At 59.6% G+C, this 16325-nt stretch carries 17 protein-coding genes; 11 read left to right on the top strand and 6 right to left on the bottom strand.

What is annotated here, in order from left to right; genetic code table 11:
• Window positions 1-6 precede the first annotated feature (6 nt).
• Window positions 7-1059, top strand: a complete 1053-nt coding sequence (gene purM, locus H9646_RS12075) for a phosphoribosylformylglycinamidine cyclo-ligase (RefSeq protein ID WP_191723606.1) — start codon at window positions 7-9, stop codon at window positions 1057-1059.
• 22 nt (window positions 1060-1081) lie between these two features.
• The gene (locus H9646_RS12070; protein WP_191723605.1) at window positions 1082-2143 is read left to right on the top strand and encodes an AI-2E family transporter; all 1062 of its coding nucleotides are present in this window, start codon (window positions 1082-1084) and stop codon (window positions 2141-2143) included.
• Between the two features lie 124 nt (window positions 2144-2267).
• Here H9646_RS12070 and H9646_RS12065 read toward each other — a convergent pair whose 3' ends face one another.
• The gene (locus H9646_RS12065) at window positions 2268-3116 is read right to left on the bottom strand and encodes a SirB1 family protein (protein WP_191723604.1); all 849 of its coding nucleotides are present in this window, start codon (window positions 3114-3116) and stop codon (window positions 2268-2270) included.
• 59 nt (window positions 3117-3175) lie between these two features.
• Window positions 3176-4738 carry a murein biosynthesis integral membrane protein MurJ gene (gene murJ / locus H9646_RS12060; protein WP_191723603.1) on the bottom strand — a complete coding sequence of 521 codons (1563 nt, stop codon included), beginning with the start codon at window positions 4736-4738 and terminating at the stop codon, window positions 3176-3178.
• 248 nt (window positions 4739-4986) lie between these two features.
• Between murJ and rpsT the strand changes: the two genes are divergently transcribed.
• From rpsT to H9646_RS12045, 3 genes are all read left to right on the top strand, one after another.
• The gene (gene rpsT / locus H9646_RS12055) at window positions 4987-5280 is read left to right on the top strand and encodes a 30S ribosomal protein S20 (RefSeq protein WP_191723602.1); all 294 of its coding nucleotides are present in this window, start codon (window positions 4987-4989) and stop codon (window positions 5278-5280) included.
• A gap of 326 nt (window positions 5281-5606) precedes the next feature.
• On the top strand, window positions 5607-7313 hold the full coding sequence (mqo, locus tag H9646_RS12050) for a malate dehydrogenase (quinone) (protein ID WP_191723601.1): 1707 nt from the start codon (window positions 5607-5609) through the stop codon (window positions 7311-7313).
• Between the two features lie 102 nt (window positions 7314-7415).
• The gene (locus H9646_RS12045; protein ID WP_191723600.1) at window positions 7416-8792 is read left to right on the top strand and encodes an MATE family efflux transporter; all 1377 of its coding nucleotides are present in this window, start codon (window positions 7416-7418) and stop codon (window positions 8790-8792) included.
• 92 nt (window positions 8793-8884) lie between these two features.
• On the opposite strand, the gene H9646_RS12040 is transcribed toward H9646_RS12045, so the two are convergent.
• Window positions 8885-9214: a DUF3579 domain-containing protein gene (locus tag H9646_RS12040; RefSeq protein ID WP_191723599.1), complete on the bottom strand. Its 330-nt coding sequence runs from the start codon at window positions 9212-9214 to the stop codon at window positions 8885-8887.
• Between the two features lie 241 nt (window positions 9215-9455).
• Between H9646_RS12040 and H9646_RS12035 the strand changes: the two genes are divergently transcribed.
• The 5 genes from H9646_RS12035 to H9646_RS12015 all read left to right on the top strand — a co-directional run bounded on the left by H9646_RS12035 (window position 9456) and on the right by H9646_RS12015 (window position 13160).
• On the top strand, window positions 9456-10652 hold the full coding sequence (locus H9646_RS12035; RefSeq protein WP_191723598.1) for an aspartate aminotransferase family protein: 1197 nt from the start codon (window positions 9456-9458) through the stop codon (window positions 10650-10652).
• Between the two features lie 16 nt (window positions 10653-10668).
• Entirely contained in the window at window positions 10669-11592 is a 924-nt protein-coding gene (gene argF, locus H9646_RS12030) for an ornithine carbamoyltransferase (RefSeq protein ID WP_191723597.1), read from the top strand.
• A gap of 16 nt (window positions 11593-11608) precedes the next feature.
• A complete protein-coding gene (locus H9646_RS12025) occupies window positions 11609-11911 on the top strand; it encodes a hypothetical protein (protein ID WP_191723596.1) in 303 nt (100 codons plus the stop codon).
• A gap of 161 nt (window positions 11912-12072) precedes the next feature.
• The gene (locus H9646_RS12020) at window positions 12073-12438 is read left to right on the top strand and encodes a YkgJ family cysteine cluster protein (RefSeq protein ID WP_191723595.1); all 366 of its coding nucleotides are present in this window, start codon (window positions 12073-12075) and stop codon (window positions 12436-12438) included.
• A 170-nt stretch (window positions 12439-12608) separates the two neighbouring features.
• The gene (locus H9646_RS12015; protein ID WP_191723594.1) at window positions 12609-13160 is read left to right on the top strand and encodes a dihydrofolate reductase family protein; all 552 of its coding nucleotides are present in this window, start codon (window positions 12609-12611) and stop codon (window positions 13158-13160) included.
• A gap of 53 nt (window positions 13161-13213) precedes the next feature.
• On the opposite strand, the gene H9646_RS12010 is transcribed toward H9646_RS12015, so the two are convergent.
• The 3 genes from H9646_RS12010 to H9646_RS12000 are packed head-to-tail and all read right to left on the bottom strand — an operon-like array spanning window position 13214 to window position 15688.
• Entirely contained in the window at window positions 13214-13414 is a 201-nt protein-coding gene (locus H9646_RS12010) for a hypothetical protein (protein ID WP_191723593.1), read from the bottom strand.
• Between the two features lie 19 nt (window positions 13415-13433).
• A complete protein-coding gene (gene feoB / locus H9646_RS12005) occupies window positions 13434-15368 on the bottom strand; it encodes a ferrous iron transporter B (protein ID WP_191723592.1) in 1935 nt (644 codons plus the stop codon).
• On the bottom strand, window positions 15365-15688 hold the full coding sequence (locus tag H9646_RS12000; RefSeq protein WP_191723591.1) for a FeoA family protein: 324 nt from the start codon (window positions 15686-15688) through the stop codon (window positions 15365-15367). The genes feoB and H9646_RS12000 overlap by 4 nt, the downstream gene beginning before the upstream one ends.
• 193 nt (window positions 15689-15881) lie before the next feature.
• On the opposite strand from H9646_RS12000, the gene H9646_RS11995 reads away from it, so the two are divergent.
• Window positions 15882-16202, top strand: coding sequence for a YkgJ family cysteine cluster protein (locus H9646_RS11995; RefSeq protein ID WP_191723590.1), 321 nt, complete (start codon window positions 15882-15884; stop codon window positions 16200-16202).
• The last annotated feature ends 123 nt before the right edge of the window (window positions 16203-16325 follow it).

Here is a 16325-nt window from a genome sequence, read left to right as displayed (position 1 = left end):
TATCCCATGAGCTCCTCTGCCTCCCAATCTACCCCCATTTCTTACAAAGACGCTGGCGTTGACATCGACGCGGGCGACGCACTGATTGAGCGCATCAAGCCCTTGGCCAAGAAAACCATGCGTGAAGGCGTGATGGCAGGCATTGGCGGCTTCGGTGCGCTGTTTGAAGTGCCCAAGCGTTACAAAGAACCCGTTCTGGTCTCCGGCACCGATGGTGTGGGCACCAAGCTGCGTCTGGCATTTGAGTGGAACATGCACGACACCGTGGGCATCGATCTGGTTGCCATGAGCGTCAACGATGTGCTGGTGCAAGGCGCCGAGCCACTGTTTTTCCTGGACTACTTTGCCTGCGGCAAGCTGGATGTAGATACCGCTGCAGCCGTAGTGGGCGGTATTGCCAAGGGCTGCGAGCTGTCCGGCTGTGCACTGATCGGTGGTGAAACCGCTGAGATGCCCGGCATGTACCCCGCTGGCGAATACGACCTGGCTGGTTTTGCTGTGGGCGCCGTCGAAAAGTCCAAAATTTTGACGGGTCAGAACGTCAAGCCTGGCGACGTGGTGCTCGGCCTGGCCTCTGCAGGCGTGCACTCCAACGGCTTCTCGCTGGTGCGCAAGTGCATTGAACGCGCTGAAAGCCAAGGCAATGTTCCCGCTACTTTGGATGGCAAGCCCTTCAAGCAAGCCGTGATGGAGCCCACCCGCCTGTACGTCAAGAACGTACTGACTGCGCTGGCCCAGCACCCCATCAAGGCACTGGCCCACATCACCGGCGGCGGCTTGCTGGAAAACATTCCCCGTGTGCTGCCCGAAGGCACAGGCGCTGACCTGAAGGCCGGCAGCTGGCCACAGACCGAATTGTTTGCCTGGCTGCAAAAAACCGCCGGCATTGATGATGTGGAAATGAACCGCACCTTCAACAACGGCATTGGCATGGTGGTGGTGGTTGACGCGCAAGAAGCCGAGGCCACTGCAGCAACTTTGCGCCAACTGGGTGAAACGGTCTATACGATCGGTAACATTACGCAACGCAGCGAAGGCGCTGCCGTCCAAGTTTTGTAAACACTTCTACAGATCGTCACATATGGGGAATCAGCATCAACTTTCAGCCGTTTGCCCACCCCCTGCCGCGCCTTCTCGCGGTGTGATGATCGCCAGCTACCTGCTCATGGCCTGCACGCTGCTGCTGGTCATGTGGCAAAAACTGCTGCCCGGGCTGCTTTGCGCATGCCTGGGCTTTTTATTGACGCGTGGTCTGGCATCGATACTGTCACTGATTGATCGCCGCCCTCCGGGCCCCACGCCGGATCGCTGGGCCCAGGTGACTGCAGCCACACTGGTGTCCATTGCCCCCCTGATCTGGCTGGCTATTGCGCTGACCCACTCGCGCGGCTACCTGACCGACATTCCCCACCAGTACAAAGAGCTGCTGGACTACCTGGCCAACACCGTGCTGGAGCTGCGCCAAAAACTGCCTGCAGAGCTGGGCACCATGCTGCCCCAGGGGGCTGCTGAGATTCAGCAAACCATTGCCACCTATCTGGCCACCAAAGCAGGCAGCCTGGCTTCTGCCGGCAAGGCATGGCTGGGTGGTTTGCTGCATGCCTACATGGGCCTGCTGATTGGTGCGCTGGCAGCCGTTCGTCCCCGGATTGCTCCGCGCGCACCGCTGACGCAGGCACTGCAGCGCCGCGTCATGCTGCTGGGCGAAGCATTTCGCCAAATTGTGGCCGCGCAGTTCTGGATTGCGCTGTTCAACACCTCGCTCACCGCCATTTTCCTGCTGTTCATCCTGCCTGCGCTGGACATGGCTCTGCCCTATACACCAGCACTCATCATGCTGACTTTTGTGGCCGGCCTGATCCCTATCGTTGGCAATCTGTTTTGCAACGTGGTGCTGACCATTGTGGGCCTGTCCGTCTCACCCGTGGCTGCTGCTGTGTGTCTGGGCTTTTTGATCTTGATTCACAAAGCCGAATACGTCATCAACGCCAAGGTGGTGGGTCAGCGCACACACATGGCAGTCTGGGAGTTGCTGACCGTGATGTTTGTGGCCGAATCGGTCTTTGGCCCCGCAGGCCTGGTGGCTGCCCCGCTGTTTTATGCTTACCTCAAGAAAGAGCTGGAAGCGTCCAGGCTTGTGTGAGCAATTAAAAAGAGAGCTGTCTGCGCATGCATTTAAAGCAGTTCAGATATAAATCACTTTGAAACTATTAAAAATAGAGCGCCATGCGCTCTATTTTTTTTAAACCCGCGCAACCCCATCACCTTTATCGAGCAGCTCGCAGCAACTCGATCCGTGCCTCAATCAGGCTCAAGTCATGGGGGGCTTGTGCCATGCGCACATAGGTTTGCAAATCGCGCAAGGCATCATTGCGCTGCCCCATTTGAGCCAGCACCAGACCACGGTCACGGTAGTTGTCCGCATGCTTGGGGCTCAGAATAATCAGCCGGTTGAGCACACCCAGCAGCAACGGTTGCTGACCGTCCTGCACGTAGATGCTTTTGAGATTGCGCAGCATGCGCTCAATGATCTCTGCGCCACTGGCAGGCACCAAAAACATATGCAGCGGTGCGATATCGTCCTCTGCCAGCCCCCAGCCTTCACGAAAAGGCTCCAGCCGCTCCGACAGCATGTTCTGCGTCAGGCCGCGCCCAGTCAGAGGGTCTTGAATGATGATGCCCTCATCCACACGCACCTTCACCAAAAAGTGTCCGGGAAAAGAAATGCCATCGACCTTCAGGCCAATCCCCCACGCCAGCTCCATCCACAGCACCGCCAGAGAAATGGGAATGCCCCGGCGCGTTTGCAGCACATGGTGCATGTAGCTGTTGGACGGATCTGTAAAGTCGTTGGCATTGGCTGCGAACCCGAGTTTTTCGTAAAAAAACTCATTGAGCATGAAGTGGCGCTGCATCGCCGTTGCGCCCCAGGGAATGGTCTTGCGCAGGCGCTCGGCCAAGCCATCGACCTGAAACAGAACGTCCTGTACGTCCAGCTCCGGCACAGCCTCTTGCGCCAGACTGGCAGCCGCCTCCAGCAACGGAAAGGCCACATCGTGGCCAACCAGACACTGGAAGTGGTCAAGCGCAGAAGGGACTTCGAAATTGAACGACATGCTGCGCACTCTACCGTGATTTGTCGAACTGCAAAGCCCTTGTCACGGTATAGACACCATCAGCGACGCAGCAAACTGCGCAGCTTCAAGCCCGAAGCCCACAGTGCTCCAAAGTAAATGGCTGCCGAGCCGGCCAGCATCAGCGTCATCAATCCAATGCGCTGCCACTCATGGGCTTGCAAAGCCTTCCAGTCCCACTGGTGCGCACCCCATCCCAAAAAAGCACCCAGCAACATGGCTGCAGCGGCCACCTGCAGCAGGTATTTGCCCCAGCCCACAACAGGTTTGTAGGCACCGCGGCGCAGCAGGCCAACCAGCAGCCACACCGCGTTGACCAGTGCACCCAGCCCAATAGACAGTGCCAGGCCCGCATGCGCAATCCAGGGCACCAAGACCGCATTCATGATTTGAGTCAGCACCAACACAGCCACAGCAATCTTCACCGGCGTGCGCATGTCCTGACTGGCAAAGTAGCCGGGCGCCAAGACCTTGATTGCCACCAGACCAACCAGTCCGGCCCCATAGCCAACCAGCGCCAAAGCGATTTTGGAAACGTCGCTGCTTTGCAGCGCACCACGGTGAAACAAGGTGGCCACCAATGGCTCGGCAAATGCCAGCAGCCCCACGGCACAGGGCACCGCCAGCAGCACCACCAGACGCAGACCCCAGTCGAGCATATCGGAGTAGCGTTGCGCATCGCCCGCCGCTTTGGCCGACGCCAGCTGCGGTGTCAGCACAACACCCAGCGCCACCCCCAGCAGCGCGGTGGGAAACTCCATCAACCGATCGGCGTAAAACAGCCACGTCACACTGCCCGGTGTCAGGTAGGACGCAATTTGCGTATTAATCATCAGGCTGACCTGCGCCACCCCCACCCCCAGCAGGGCAGGCAGCATCAGTGACAGGATGCGGCGCACACCACCGTCGCTCCACGCGGCCTTGATGGCCGAAGGCGTGAGGCCAATGCGGGGCAGCAAACCCAATTTTTTCAGCACGGGTAACTGCACACCCAACTGGAGCACGCCACCGAGCACAACGCCTGCGGCCATGGCATATATGGGCTCAATGCCCTGGCGATCCAGCCATGGAGCCAGCAGCAAGGCTGCACCAATCATGCAAACGTTCAGCAAGACCGGCGTGACCGCGGGTACCGCAAACTGTTTCCAGGTATTGAGCACCCCAGCACACAGCGCCACCATGGACATGAAGCCGATGTAGGGGAACATCCAGCGCGTCATCAGCACTGCTGCTTCTTGGGCATGCCCGCTTTCAAAGCCACTGGCCAGCAGCCATACCAATACCGGAGCACCTGCCACGCCCACCACGCACGTCAGCAGCAGCACCCAAAACAGCACGGTGGCAACATTGCCAATCAATGCGCGCGTTCGCTCCTCGCCCTCCTGGGTCTTGGTGGTCGCCAGCACAGGAACAAAGGCCTGGCTGAACGCCCCTTCGGCAAACAAGCGCCGAAACAGGTTAGGAATACGGAAGGCGACGTTGAAGGCGTCCGTGAGCGCATTGGCCCCGAACATGGAGGCCATGATCAGATCACGGGCCAGACCTGTGACCCGGGAGGCCAGGGTCATCAACGAAACAGTGGAGGCGGATTTGAGAAGTGACACCCTGGCAGTGTAGCTATGCCAAACCTCGGCTGACACGCAGCACGCAGCAAAGCTGCAATCCGTTACGTTGCGCCGTTTGGGGCTTCAACCTCAAAAACACCAATCTGGTGCATCACATGCAGCACATGCACCAAATAAATCACAGCGCCCACTTGTGGTGCGCACGCCATCTGCTGCAAGCCCTCGCAAGCGTTGCTATAATCGCTGGCTTCGCTGGCATCATCCACAGACAACTCAAGGAATACATCATGGCAACTAAAGCCAAAAAGAACCCCCGCCTGGCCTCCGGCCGCAAGCGCGCTCGCCAAAACGTCAAGCTGAACGCTGCGAACACATCGCTGCGTTCGAAGTACCGTACTGCTGTCAAGAACGTCGAGAAGGCTGTCCTGGCCGGCGACAAGGTGAAGGCTACCGAACTGTTTGCCAAGGCTCAGTCCGTGCTGGATACCGTGTCCGACAAGGGCATCTTCCACAAGAACAAGGCTGCTCGCGATAAGAGCCGCCTGTCGTCCAAGGTTAAAGCCTTGGCACTGGCCGCCTAATCCACATTTAGGCATCGCCCGGATGGCCTGGCCATCCGCCGTTTGCTACGGGTGCGCTGCCAGCGAAACATCTAACCGCCTTCGGGCGGTTTTTTGTTGCCTGTACATCGGCCATTGAACGCACGCCAGCATGCATCCCATACGAACGCGGGCAAACCGCTTATCAGATTAGTACTAATACCAATTGATTAGCATCAATTTTTTATTGATCAAAGATAATTTGAGGTCGAAAAGTCTTGTGTCATCTATATGACCTGCTTTCTGAATCAACACAAAAGCCTGCCACATGCGCGCAGGCTTTTTTTGTCATCCAGCCTCGAAGAGTCATGAAAAAGTCAATCAAAATAGGATTGGGCGTTGTTGCGACCCTGATCCTGGCGGCCCTGTTATTTTTAAACTGGCCACTGCTCCCCCGTTCAGTTCCCAAGGCAGAGAACGAGCAGCCGGTGGACGTGGTGATGGTGGGCGCAGGCGCAATGAGCGCCACGCTGGCCACTTATCTGCAGGAGCTGCAGCCCGACTGGAAGATGGAAGTCTTCGAGCGCCTTGACGGCGTGGCTCTGGAGAGCACCTATGGCTGGAACAACGCGGGCACGGGCCACTCCGGTTTTGCCGAACTGAACTACACCCCTCAGTTGCCTGATGGCAGCGTGGAGACCAAGCGTGCCATCGGCATTGCCGAGCAGTTCGAGGTAACACGCCAGTTCTGGGCTCACCAGGTTGGCCGCGGCCACCTGCAGGCGCCTGAAACCTTCGTGAACGCCACACCCCACATGAGCTTTGTCTGGGGTGAGGACAACATTAGCTTCCTGAAGAAACGCCAAGAAGCCCTGATCCAGAACCCTCTGTTCTACGGCATGGAATATTCCGAGGACCAAGAGAAAATCAAACAGTGGGCACCACTGATGATCGAAGGCCGTGACCCGGCACAGAAGATCGCCGCCACTTATATGCCTTTGGGCACTGACGTGAACCACGGCGTGTGGACGCAACAGTTGATGGCATCTTTGCAAAAGACGGCCAACTTCAAATTGCACCTGCAAAGCGAAGTGACTGCCCTGCGCCAGAATGCCGACAAGACCTGGAACGTCACCGTGGCCGACCTGGCCAACGCGGGCCAGGAAAAAACCATCAAAGCCAAGTTCGTTTTCGTAGGTGCCGGTGGTGCTGCGCTCAAAATGCTGCAAGCCTCGGGCATTCCTGAATCCAAGAACTACGCAGGCTTCCCTGTCGGCGGACAGTTTCTGGCGATTGAGAACCCAGAGCTCACAAAACGCCACGATGTCAAAGCCTACGGCATTGCTTCCACCGGCTCGCCCCCCATGTCAGTACCCCATCTGGATGCTCGCCAGCTCGACGGTCAGCCTGTGATGCTGTTTGGCCCCTTTGCACTGGCTACAACCAAGTTCCTCAAGTACGGCTCATGGTGGGACCTGTTCTCCTCGGTCAACCACGACAACCTGATGGGCATGCTGGGCGTGGGTATCCACAATCTGGACCTGGTTCAGTACCTGCTGCAACAGGCCGAGCTCACTGATGAAGACCGCCAGCAAGTGCTGCAAGAGTACTTCCCCCACGCCAAGCGTGAAGACTGGCGCCTGGTGACAGCTGGCCAGCGCGTGCAAATCATCAAACGCGATCCAGAAAAAGGCGCTGTATTGCAGTTCGGCACAGAGATCGTCGGCTCGCAAGACGGCAGCATCGCTGCGTTGCTGGGAGCATCGCCCGGCGCTTCTACCGCACCCCACATCATGCTGAACCTGCTCAAGAAGTCCTTCCCTGAGCAAATGGCCAGCACAGAGTGGAAGAACCACATCCAAAAGATCGTGCCCTCATACGGCAAAAAGATCAACGATGACGCAGGCTATACCAACGAAATTCGTCGCATGACCAGCTCGGCCCTGAAGCTGCCTTATCTGGATGTGCCACCGACCGTGGGCAAGCAGACAGACACTCCCGCCGTGAAACCTGAGGCTGCACCCGCCGCACCCCAAAACCCCACGCAACTAAACAAGGAAATGCAGGCACTCTAAGCCTGGTTCCCCAGACACCGGCCATGCCGGTATACCCCGCCGGCCTGTGCCGCGCGGGGTTTTTTCTTGGGACACCCAGCACTACCCGCCTGCTTCTTTTGCATGCACCGCCCCCTGACCCACGGCCCGACTGGCCGCGCACTGCTGCGTTTTGCCATGCCCCTGTGGGGCGGATACGTTCTGCAGTCGCTCAACACCTCGGTCAATGCTTTCTGGATCGGCCGCCACCTGGGTGAAGCTGCATTGTCCGCCGCCGTGCATGCCAACAACCTGCTGTTCATGCTGATCGCCTTGGTGTTTGGCATCAGCCAGGCCACCAACCTTTTGGTGGCACAGGCTGTGGGTGCGGGCCAGTGGCGATTGGCGCGGCGCACCACGGGCACGAGTGCAGGCCTGTTTCTGGCAGTATCCCTACTCATGGCAACCTTGGGCTGGCCGCTGGCTGCCCCGTTGCTACGCGCTATGGGTGCGGATGCTGCCACCGCAACACTGGCGGTCGATTACCTGCAAGTGCTGTTCCTGGCTCTGCCGCCCATGCTGCTACTGATATTTGTGGCCGCCGTGCTGCGCGGCACTGGGGACAGCCGCACGCCCTTTATTGCACTGCTGGCCGTTGCCGCAGGCGATGCTGCGCTCAACCCCTTGCTCATCTTTGGCGCAGGCCCAATTCCCGCCTGGGGCATCGCAGGCTCTGCCTTGGCCACCCTGGTGGCCAACAGCTTAGGGTTGCTGGGACTGCTGACTTGGCTGCGCTGGCGCCGTGTGCCACTGTGGATAGGCTGGCGCCAACGCCACTACCTGCGTCCAGCGCCCGCGCTGGTGCGCTGTCTGCTCACCAAAGGCCTGCCCATGGGACTGCAGATGCTCGTGGTCTCGCTCTCTTTGGTGCTGATGCTCAGTCTGGTCAACGCCCATGGCGCCCAAACCTCTGCCGCCTACAGCGCAGCACTGCAACTGTGGACCTATGTGCAGATGCCTGCGATTGCCGTGGCTTCAGCCTGCACCACCATGGCTGCCCAGAGCATTGGGGCAGGCCAATGGGCGCGTGTGGCACACACAGCCCGCGCAGGTGTGGCCTGCCATTTGCTGCTGACGGGCATCTGCATCGCGTTGGCCCTGACCTTTGAACGCCAGGTACTTGCCCTGTTCCTGCCCGAAGGCAGCGCCGCTCTGGAGCCTGCACTTGACATCAACCGCATCGTGCTGGGCTCGTTCGCGCTACTGGGTATCAGCAACGTACTCGCAGGGGTCGTGCGTTCCACGGGAGCAGTGCTGGTGCCGCTGGCTATCCTGGCCGCAGCCCTCTGGGGTGTGCGCCTGCCACTGGCCTGGGGATTACAGCCCCTGTGGGGACTGAATGCGCTGTGGTGGAGCTTTCCACTGAGCGCCGTGATGTCGCTGCTAATGTTACTGATCTACTACCGCTGGGGCGGCTGGCGCCAAGCCCGGCTGCTAAACAACGGCTGCCTGCCATCGTGAAAAACGGTGCGACTTGCTCTTGTCGCAGAAACAAAAAAGCTTCCCCTTGGAAGCCTTGGCTGGTACAGCGTGTCCATGCAGTCGAGAGGGGCTCACCCCTTCTTGCGATCAGGGGCCTCGTCAGGAATCAGGCAGGCCTCTGCCACTTGCAGATGGTTATCGCGGGCGAAGTTCAGTACAAAATCCCAGGCCATGGGTTCATGGGCCTGCAAGTCGCGGTGCACCACCACGCACTTGATGCCGTTCATCGTGGTAGGGATGCACCATGTGGAATAACCCAGATGGCTGCCGCGCTGGGCACCACCGGGGCGAAACTGACTCATCACTCCCGCCAATCGTTCGGCCCAGTCACTGGGGCGAAAGGTTTTTCCGTCCAAGGTCACGCCTTGGATGAACAGTTCTTTGGAGCTTGGGGAAACCATCAGGGTAAATCTGGGTAAAAAGGGTGCCAATCGGGATCGCCATCGTGGACACCATGGTCGCAATTCTAACTCTTATATAAGACAGGAACATGGCACGGGGGATTGAAACCATGTAGAGGATTCATCCAAATATGCAGCAAAAGCATGTGGCCTTGCTTGCAGGGCCCTAGAATCGTTCTCTTGTCTTTTGTTGAAGCTCGCAAAAGTTGTGCCACGACTGTCATATCCGGAGATTGATGTAATGACCGCTCACATTGAGGCTGCCTCGCCCCACGTAATGCCCACCTACGGCCGCGTACCTATCGCGCTGGAGCACGGCCGAGGCTGCCGAGTATGGGATGTGAACGGCAAGGAATATCTGGATGCACTGGGTGGCATTGCCGTGAACACACTGGGCCACAACCACCCCAAGCTGGTGCCCGCGCTGCAAGAGCAGCTGACCAAGCTCATCCACACATCCAACTACTACCATGTGCCGGGCCAGGAAACACTGGCCGCGCTGCTGACTGAGCGTGCAGGCATGACCAATGTGTTCTTTTGCAATACAGGTCTGGAAGCCAACGAAGCGGCCATCAAGATTGCCCGCAAGTACGGTGTCGACAAGGGCATTGAAAAGCCTGAAATCGTGGTCTATGACCATGCATTCCATGGCCGCTCGATTGCCACCATGAGCGCCACCGCCAACCCCAAAGTGCGCAATGGGTTTGGCCCCTTGCTGGACGGTTTCACCCGTGTGGCCCCCAACGACTACGAAGCACTTGTCGAGGCCACCGAAGGCAACCCCAACATTGTGGCCGTGATGATGGAGCCCATCCAGGGCGAAGGCGGCCTGCACCCCATGCGTGCCGACTACCTCAAGAAGGTGCGCGCACTGTGCGATGCCAATGGCTGGCTGCTGATCATGGACGAGGTGCAAGCCGGCATGGGCCGCACCGGCAAGTGGTTTGCCCACCAGTGGGCTGACATCACGGCCGATGTCATGACCCTGGCCAAGGGCCTGGGCTCGGGCGTGCCGATTGGTGCTGTCGTTGCACACAAGGCGGCTGCCGAAGTGCTCAAGGCGGGCAACCACGGCTCTACCTTTGGTGGCAACCCGCTGGCCATGCGTGCAGGGGTCGAAACCATCCGCATCATGGAAGAAGATGGCTTGCTGGCCCACTCCACCCAGGTGGGTGACTACCTGAAGGCCAAGCTGCAAGCCGAGCTGGGTGGCATTGAAGGCTTTGTCGAAGTGCGCGGCCAGGGCCTGATGATTGGCGTGGAGCTGGCCAAACCCTGCGGCCAGCTGATCGGTCAGGCCGCTGAAGCCGGTCTGCTGCTGAGCGTGACCTCTGAGACCGTGATCCGCATCGTGCCACCACTGATCCTGAGCGAAGCCGAAGCAGACGAAATCGTCGCCAAGCTCAAACCTCTGGTACAAGCCTTGCTGGCTGCCTGACCCCAAGGAATCGTGCATGAAGCATTACCTGCAATTTAGCGACTTTAGCGCCGACGAATACGACTACCTGCTGACCCGCGCCGCCTTGATCAAGCAAAAGTTCAAGGGCTACGAAAAGCACCACACGCTCAGCGACCGCACGCTGGCCATGATTTTCGAGAAGGCCAGCACCCGCACCCGTGTCAGCTTTGAAGCCGGCATGTACCAGCTGGGTGGCTCCGTTGTTCACCTGACCACGGGCGACAGCCAGCTGGGCCGCGCTGAGCCGATTGAAGACAGCGCCCGTGTCATCAGCCGCATGACCGACCTGGTCATGATCCGCACCTATGGCCAGGACAAGATTGAGCGCTTTGCCCAATATTCGCGCGTGCCCGTCATCAATGGCCTGACCAACGAGTTCCACCCCTGCCAGATTCTGGCCGACATCTTTACCTTCATTGAGCACCGCGGCTCCATCAAGGGCAAGGTTGTCGCCTGGGTGGGCGATGGCAACAACATGGCCAACACCTGGCTGCAGGCAGCAGACCTGCTGGGCTTCAAGGTGCACCTGTCTACGCCCGGCGGCTATGAAGTGAACGAGCAGTTGGCCTTCAGTGGCAAGCCCGTCAACCCAGGCTGCTATGAAGTGTTCAAAGACCCGCTGCAAGCGTGCAAGGGTGCTGATCTGGTCACCACCGACGTGTGGACCAGCATGGGCTACGAGGCTGAAAACGAAGCACGCAAGAAGGCATTTGCCGACTGGTGTGTGGACCAGGAAATGATGGCCGCCGCCAAGCCCGAAGCCGTGTTCATGCACTGCCTGCCTGCCCACCGCGGGGAAGAGGTACAGGCCGATGTGATTGACGGCCCGCAGTCCGTGGTCTGGGACGAGGCAGAAAACCGCATGCACGTGCAAAAGGCGCTCATGGAGTACCTGCTGCTGGGCAAGCAGGCGGATTAACGCCTATCGCCATGCCATGAACGTGATGCGCGCCTTTTGCACGCCTCTCACAAAAACAGGAGCTGCTTACGCGCGCCTGCTAAAGCTTTCACACGTCTTTCGTTTGCAAAGCAAGGCAGGATCAGCGTTAGCAGCTCTTTTTTTATTTAAACCCCGCAGCACCATCACAGTCCTGCGCGGCCAGCGCCCCTTTTCCTGCTCAGCCAGCGGTACGCGCACCCTGGATCTGCGCCGCATGTCACGCTGCAGCAGCGCGCTGCACTCCATCGCCTGCAGCCACTTGCTGAAAACGCCGCGCTACCTGCTCGGCCACACCTAGGGCCTTTTCTTACTTTTTTCACATGGCATGCATGCGCTTTGCCGTGGGCTGGTCTGTGCCTTGCTTATGCAGTTAGGCGTCCACCCGCGACACGGCGATGTCTGCTGTGCGCCTTAATTTTTTTGCCTATCGAAACCAAGCTCTTCACCGCTTCCCCCACCATGTCCGAAGCCATTCACCCTTGCCTGCTGTGCGGCAAGTGCTGCCAGAACTACCGCGTCGAGTTTTCCATTTACGAGCTGCAATCCATGGGCGGCACCGTGCCCGACCATCTGGCCCATGAAGTGCCCGCCAAAGGCAACCGCGCCCGCATGAACGGCACCGAACAGCACCCCGTGCGATGCGCCGCACTGAGCGATCTGCCCCATCTGGGCGAAGGCTGTGTGGGCTGCGGCATTTATGAGCAGCGCTCACGCCCGTGCCGCGACTTTCCCTTTGCCTCTTATGGCTGCCACGACACCCGCGAAAAATTTGGACTGCCTGCGCTGCAAGAGCATGAAATAACGCCGTGGCTGGAAAGCGCCTGATCGAAGGCAGTACTGCCTGGCAGATCGCAGCTGGCTGGCCATCAACCATACAAGGCTGTACACAGGCATAAATAGTTGCTGGCCCCTTGGCATCTGGGTCTGCAACACCATTCATGGCGGAAAATGGCTGTCAGCAAGCACCACGTCCCCTGTCTGAATTGAGCCAAACCATGCCCTGTTACGCCTACATTGCCACCAGCCTTGACGGTTTTATTGCCCGCCCCGATGGAAATCTGGACTGGCTGAACGCAGCCCAGGCCCGTATCACCCCGCCCGAAGACTGTGGCTATGCCGCGTTCATGCAGGGCATTGATGCACTGGTCATGGGCCGCAACACCTATGAAACAGTGCGCGGCTTTACACCCTGGCCGTATGACAAGCCGGTCTATGTACTCAGCCGCACTGTGCAGGCATTGCCCGACGCACCTGCAGGCGTACAACTTTTTCAGGGCACGCCTGCTGAGCTGCTTGCCCACGCCCAGCGCCAAGGCCAGACACGGCTTTATGTGGATGGTGGCCTGACCGTGCAATCGTTCATTGCGGCGGGTTTGCTCGATGAAATCACCCTCACCCGCATTCCGGTGCTGCTGGGCAAAGGTCTGCCACTGTTTGGCCCGCTGGGTGCGGGGCACACCGAAGTACAACTGCGCCATCTGAGCACGCGCAGCTGGGACTTCGGGCTGGTGCAAAGCCGCTACGCGCTGGAAAACAAAAAGGCCTGAAACGCTGACCAGCGCCTCAGGCCCGATGTATTCGCCTCAACTGCGCTGAAGCCTCAGGGCTTTTTGGCAGCAGGCGCGCAACTGCTGCCCCCGCAGCCACTGCAACCTCCGCACCCACCACCTTTGGCCGCAGCCGGAGCCAGCGCTGGGTGCATGCGCCCAGCCTGCTGGCGCCAGCGCGCAGGCAGATAACGCCACAGCAGCGACACCACGGCCACTGCCACAATCAAACCAACCGTCCATTCTTGCCACATTGCGCAGCCCTTTCGCTCATCAACCCCACCCCAGCGCCACGGCAATGCGGTAGGTTACAAAGCTGGCCAGATAGGCCAGACCAAACAGATAGCCCGCCATGATCAGCGGGTAACGCCAGCCATTGGTCTCGCGCTTGACCATGGCCAGCGTCGAGATGCAGTGCGGCGCAAACACAAACCACACCAGCACAGACAGCGCAGTCGCCAGCGACCAGCTGCCCGCAATCAGCGGGCCCAGCTGGGCAGCCGCATCGTCGCCCGTGGCCGACAGGGCATACACCGTGGCCAGCGCACTGACAGCCACTTCGCGGGCTGCCATGGCAGGCACCAAAGCGATGGCAATCTGCCAGTTAAAGCCAATGGGCGACAGCACCATCTCCAGCCAGTGGCCAATCTGACCGGCATAGCTGTAGCGGATGGCCCCTTCGGTAATGCCTTCGGGCGCACCCGGGTAGCTGGCCAGAAACCACAGCACGATGCTCACCGTCAAAATGATGCCGCCCACGCGGCGCAGGAAAATCATGGCGCGCTCATACAAACCCAGGGCCAGGCTGCGCAGACTGGGCCAGCGGTACGAGGGCAGTTCCATCAACAGCGGCGTTCGGGTCAGATTGCTGCGCCCCAGCTTGGCCACCCATGCCACCGCCATGGCGCTGGTAATGCCACCGATGTACAGCGCAAACAGCACCAAGCCTTGCAGGTTGAAAATGCCGCCCACCGTTTGATCCGGAATGAACGCAGCAATCAGCAGCGCATACACCGGCAGACGGGCCGAGCAGGTCATCAGCGGCGCAATCATGATGGTCAGCAAACGGTCGCGCCAGCTGGGAATTGAGCGCGTCGCCATGATGCCCGGCACCGCACACGCAAAGCTGGACAGCAACGGGATGAAAGAGCGCCCAGACAGGCCTACCGTGCCCATGATGCGGTCCAGCAAGAACGCCGCACGCGGCAGGTAGCCAGAGTCTTCCAGCACCAGAATAAAGAAAAACAGAATCAGAATCTGCGGCAAGAACACCAGCACCGAGCCGGTACCTGCAATCACTCCATCCACCAGCAGGCTGCGCAGCACGCCTTCAGGCATCGCCCCTGACAGCCACTCGCCGGCAAAGGCCACACTGCTTTCAATGCCGTCCATCAAGGGCTCGGCCCAGCTGAAAACGGCCTGAAAAATCAGAAACAAGGTCACCAGCAGCAGCAATGTGCCCCACAGCGGGTGCAGCACCACGGCATCAATGCGGTCATCGCGGTGTGTGGGTGTCGCGGGCTCTTGCACGGCGGCTTGCATGATCTCAGCCACCTGCTGGTGCAAGGCCAGCAGTTGCTCACGCGTATTGCGTCCCACCTCGGGCATGAATCGCCCATCCGCAACCGGTGGCTGCAACGTGCGGGCCGCCTGGCTGTCCAGCCAGGTCAAAAACTCTTTGGCTCCGCTTTGGTGCACACCCACGCTCTCGATCACTGGCACGCCCAGCAGTGCACTCAGCCGTTCCTTGTCGATGTGCAGGCTCTGGCGGCGCGCCATGTCGCTCATGTTCAGCACCAGCAGCATGGGCAGCCCCAGAGCGCGAGCCTCCAGCACAAGGCGCAAATTCAGGCGAAGGTGGGTGGCATCGGTCACGCAGACGAGCAACTCAGGAGGGGCTTCGCGTGCATGCTGACCCGTGACGATGTCGCGGGTAATACGCTCATCATCGCTGTGCGCATCCAGACTGTAGGTGCCCGGCAAATCCAGCAGACGCACGCGGCGTTTGCCCGGCGTGGTCAGCCAGCCTTCTTTGCGCTCCACCGTCACGCCAGCGTAATTGGCCACCTTCTGGCGCGCACCTGTCAGCAGATTGAACAAGGCTGTCTTGCCGCAGTTCGGGTTGCCCAGCAGTGCCGCACGCAGTGGTGCAGATTCGCTGTGTGCCGATGGTGCGTTCAAGTGCACGGGTACTTCGCGTGCGTTCATTCTGTGGCCTCCAGCTGCACCAGCACCTTGGAGGCCTCGTGGCGGCGCAGCGCAAACGTTGCCTGTCCCACGCGCACGGCCAGCGGGTCTGGCCCGGGGAAGCCGGTAGCCACAACGCGCACCGTCTCCCCTGGCAAAAAGCCAATCTCCATCAAGCGCAGCAGCAAGCCATGCTCTTGTTCAGTGGCTGCAGGAGCCAGATCGATCACACGGGCCAGCACTTGCGGCGCAAGGCAGTCCAGCCCCACCACGGTCACAGCACCGCTGGGCTTTGCAGGCGAAGTCACCGCTTGCGGTGCCGCCGAAGAAAAAGTATGCATACGAGTTTTAATTGATTTTGATTCTTATTTTCTTTTTACTCCCATCGCTGAACCTGATGTCTGCCTGAACCAGAGTGGCGCAAAGGGCTTTTGCATCCGTCAGGCCGCCATCCCACACGGCTAGTCCCTTGCAGCAAAAGGGGCCACATTTTCCGGACACAATCACGCGGCCCACTGCCCTGCCCCCACGTCCATGACCCACCCCTGCCTAACCTGCGGCGCTTGCTGCGCTGCTTTTCGCGTGGATTTTTCGATCTATGAATCTGAAACCCATGGCGGGCGCGTACCAGCCGGGCTGGCGGATGAAATCACCACCTCCATGTGCCGCATGCGTGGCACCGACTACGCGCGCCCCCGCTGCGCTGCGCTGACGGGCACAGTCGGCGAGAAAGCGGCCTGTGGTATTTACGAGTGGCGTCCATCGCCCTGCCGTGAATTTGCAGCAGGCTCTGATGCATGCAACCGCGTGCGTCAGCGCCAGGGGCTTGCGCCCTTAGAGAACGGTTTGCTCTAAGACCTTTGGCGCCAAACGCCACGGCACCACGGCACCACGGCACCACGGCTGTGGCAACGCAGCGCCACCTGCCAAATTCAGTACAGGGGCCTGCAGCATCTGTGGTGTGCACCAGTCGCCGCA

The sequence above is a fragment of the Comamonas avium genome, from assembly GCF_014836675.1.
In the GTDB taxonomy this organism is placed as follows: Bacteria; Pseudomonadota; Gammaproteobacteria; order Burkholderiales; family Burkholderiaceae_C; genus Comamonas; species Comamonas avium.
This window is presented reverse-complemented; position numbering and strand designations above follow the sequence as displayed.